At 58.6% G+C, this 3,449-nt stretch carries 2 protein-coding genes, 1 tRNA gene and 1 pseudogene; 1 reads left to right on the forward strand and 3 read right to left on the reverse strand.

What is annotated here, in order from left to right; translation table 11 throughout:
• Window positions 1-103 precede the first annotated feature (103 nt).
• Window positions 104-175 (reverse strand) — tRNA-Val (locus tag NW820_RS11140).
• Window positions 176-331: 156 nt separating this feature from the next.
• On the opposite strand from NW820_RS11140, the gene NW820_RS11145 reads away from it, so the two are divergent.
• Window positions 332-1,084 carry a segregation/condensation protein A gene (locus NW820_RS11145; protein WP_414349871.1) on the forward strand — a complete coding sequence of 251 codons (753 nt, stop codon included), beginning with the start codon at window positions 332-334 and terminating at the stop codon, window positions 1,082-1,084.
• A gap of 316 nt (window positions 1,085-1,400) precedes the next feature.
• Here the strand turns inward: NW820_RS11145 and NW820_RS11150 are convergent.
• Together NW820_RS11150 and NW820_RS11155 are read right to left on the reverse strand one after the other, a co-directional pair.
• Window positions 1,401-1,691 (reverse strand): annotated as a pseudogene (locus tag NW820_RS11150) (DUF6679 family protein); the annotation flags it as partial.
• 117 nt (window positions 1,692-1,808) lie between these two features.
• Window positions 1,809-3,236 (reverse strand): folate/biopterin family MFS transporter, encoded by a 1,428-nt coding sequence (locus tag NW820_RS11155; RefSeq protein WP_414389660.1) that lies wholly within the window; start codon window positions 3,234-3,236, stop codon window positions 1,809-1,811.
• Window positions 3,237-3,449 lie beyond the last annotated feature (213 nt).

A 3,449-nucleotide genomic window follows, 5' to 3' on the forward strand; every position in this document is an offset into this window, starting at 1 on the left:
GGAGACCCCGGGGCGGAAAAAGTCGTTTCTAGCCGCCTGTATCTCTCCTCCAGGAGAAGGACTTGGACTGTTGAAGCTCGCTGCAGGAGCAGGTTTGCGGGTATGGGCGGTACAAGATTCGAACTTGTGACCCCTTCCGTGTGAAGGAAGTGCGCTACCACTGTGCTAACCGCCCGCAGATACCACTCTAGCAGCTATCGACTAGAGCAGGATCTCTATATTACCACGTCAGCGATTGAGCCAGAGGATTCGGATCGGCATGGGAGATGGCTAGAGATAGCCGGGATCCGGCCTGAGGGCTACAGTAAGGGTCAGGGAGCTGTGGGGTGCTATGGCCTACTCACCGACCGAAGAGGCAATTGCTCTGCTCATTGATTTGGCAGAACGAGGCGAGATCGATCCCTGGGATGTGCAGGTCATCGAGGTTATCGATCGCTTTCTGGCCCGTATGGCTCCCACCAGCAGCAGCCATGACCTGTCTGAGTCGGGACAAGCCCTGCTCCACGCTGCCATGTTGGTCTATCTTAAGGCGATGGCTTTGGCAGAACCAGAAGCAGAAGAAAGTGAGCCCAGCCCGGTGGAGGTAGAAGTGGATCCCTGGCCAAGCTGGTCTTTGGCGCACTTGGATCGCGTGTTGCAACCCAGGGCAGCACCCCGTCTTCAACGTACCCGGCCCATCACCCTCAAAGAACTCATCGCCCACCTGCAAGAGCTGGAAACCCTGCTGGAACACCAGCCCGAAGCTGCCCCAAAGCCGCTGGCCCAACGGATTTCTCGCCAGCAAGCGCTGTCGGCCATCACTCAGCTAGCCCACCCGGAAAACCTTTTGGAAACCACCGCCGAGCTAGAATCTCTGCTGGCTCAGCTTTGGCAGCAGGGTCTGACCCAGATCAGCTTTGTCGATCTCCAGCAACACTTTTGCCAAAAAAGCTATCAAAACGGCAGCAGCGGGACCATTCACCCCATTCAAGTCTTCTGGTCATTGCTGCTAATGGCTGCCCGCTCTCAGGTGGAGCTGTGCCAAGAGGAGTTCTACGGCCCACTGACCATCCGACCCTGCACAACTGAGGGCCTGGCAAAGTAGATCCCGCCCTTGGGATCCCCTTCATCTGCCAAGGTGAACTCTAGAGAACTTTTCTGGCCGTGGTCGGGCCATCCACCTCTAGGCTTCTGAGCTGGCGTCTGAACCTGAGGATGTCAAGCGCTCTTCTGCGCCGATCTGGCAAACGGAGAACTCAATCCGTGCCTTCAGCATCGTGCCGGGCACGATCCGCCCGTTTGAGATCTTCCCCACTGGAGCGCACCGGCAGCTCGGCAGGAGCCTCCCGATCCAGGTAGTAATCCTCCACGAGGCGCTCGCTGCTGGGATGATCTTCTCCTTCGGTAGGCAACAGTGGCGGATGCAGCAATTCAGCCGGAGGGCAGTCTTCTGAGGTGAGCAAATCTGACGTGCTGAGCATCCCCTTGGGAATGGTGGAAAGGCGCTGAGCAACAGCTCCAATGCTTTCCAGGCGAATCATCTCCTCCCAGGAGCAGATCTCCTCCTCATCTTCTGTCTCGTAGCGAACTAGGATGGTGTCCCCTTCGATATCGAGGATCTTGGCCCGTTCCAGCCAGCGTCCCTGATCCCGCAGATAGATCCACACATCCTTGCCTTCGCGGCTGAGTTGATAGATCCTACGATGAAGCACGGTCCCCTCCTGAAGTGAAAGATCCGAGTGAGTTGTGGGGGCTACCCAGCTCATCCCTCCATCTTAGCGGCTGGACACCGAGGCTGTATGCCTTTCCCGAGGCCAGACAGAGTCTCTTTAGGTTGGGTCGGTTTCGGCCAGAGAGACCCCTTCCATCGCCAAGGCTGTCTCCGCTTCTTCTGCCTGCACATCCCGCAGAAAGGATTCCAGAGAGGCATGGGCTTCCGCCTCCAGTTCTGCTCCGCCAAGGGTTATGCTCTCTTCCGGCAGCCAGCCCAAAAACGGCAGGGGCAAGAGGGTAGAAAGGTTGGTCAGGATCAGCAGCAGCCCCAGCCGGCTGAAATCGGTCTCCGTTACCCCCAGCCCATGCATCAGCAGGGATCCCAGCTCTTGGGAGAGAAACCCCGCCAAATTAAAGGCCGACATCAGCAGAGCAAAGAGGGTGGCCTCGATCCCAGGGGGGCAGAGGCGGGCGGCCAAGACCAGCACTGGCATAAAGGCAATTTGTCCTGCCACCGTCAGCACCAGGCTGTCCCCCAAGCTAAACCAATGATCGTCGATGCCCCAATCCCGGTTGAGGTGATAGACCAAGATGAGGCTGGTCAGGCCCAACCCTGCCGAGATCACCGTCATCCAGCCGAACAGGGGCCGCAGTGGGAGCCGCCGCAGGTACACTTGGAAGATCCCTACCCCCAGCAAACTGGCGATGCTGGTAACCAAGCGCACCTGACCCAAAAATTCCGGCCCAAAGCCGAGATCGTTGGTGACAAAGTAAAAAAGAGCCGCATCGGCGCTGGGAGTGGCCTGCCAAACGAACACAAACAGCACCGGCAGCAAAATGCTGGGTTGCCGCAGCGCCCGCCACACCTGCCCCACCTGTTGTTGCAAGGGATCCCAGCCCTGGGACAACGCCACCGGTTGATCGGCAATAACCCAAGCTGCCAGAGCGATGAACAACGGCAAAAAGGCCGTCAGCCCAAACACCACCTGCGGCGGATAATGGGCTAAGAGCGCTCCTCCCAAATAGGCGGTGAGCAGGGATCCCAAGGCCGTTGCTCCCCAAGTTAAAGATTGCAGCGTGCCCGTCCCCGCCCAGTCACTGCCGTGTACCCGCTCCACCACCAGCGAATCTACGATTACATCCCCTACCGCCACCGCCAGGGATCCCAAAACCATCCACAGGGTGGCCAGACCAGCCGTCGGTGCCCACAGGGCCATCCCCAGCCAAGCCCCACACCCCAGAAGCCCTGACAACAAGAGGTAGGGACGACGCCGATAGCCCGCCACCGGTACGGTATCCGACAGCAGGCCGTAGAGGGGCTTGAGGATCCAGGGGCTCATGGCAACGCCCATCAACGCCGCCACCTGAGACGGGCTGAGGCCCAAGCTATCCTTCAGGTAAAAGCTGGTGGCCAGCCGTGCCAGCCCCACCGCCCCCTGCACAAAGTACACCAAGAGGATTCCGAACAATTCCGGCGTCCAGTGGATATCCCGCAGCGGGGTCAGGGTGGATTGGTGCAGCCGTTGCAGCAGAGGATGAATCATGAGCGGTCGCAGTGTAGCGAGATGTTAGTTGGTGCGGTGTTGCCTTGGCAACAGCAAAACCATAAGAATCTTAACAGTCTCTTCACCTTAACCTGTCCAACTGGCTTCCGGCTCCGACCTCCTTGGACGGGTTGCGCTTCCCAGCGCTCTTTCTGCTCAACCCAGCCGAGCTACAAAATCTACAAAATAATGAGGTCGAAATGAGGTCGAAAG

Source organism: Synechococcus sp. R55.7 (assembly GCF_047461955.1).
GTDB lineage: Bacteria > Cyanobacteriota > Cyanobacteriia > Thermostichales > Thermostichaceae > Thermostichus.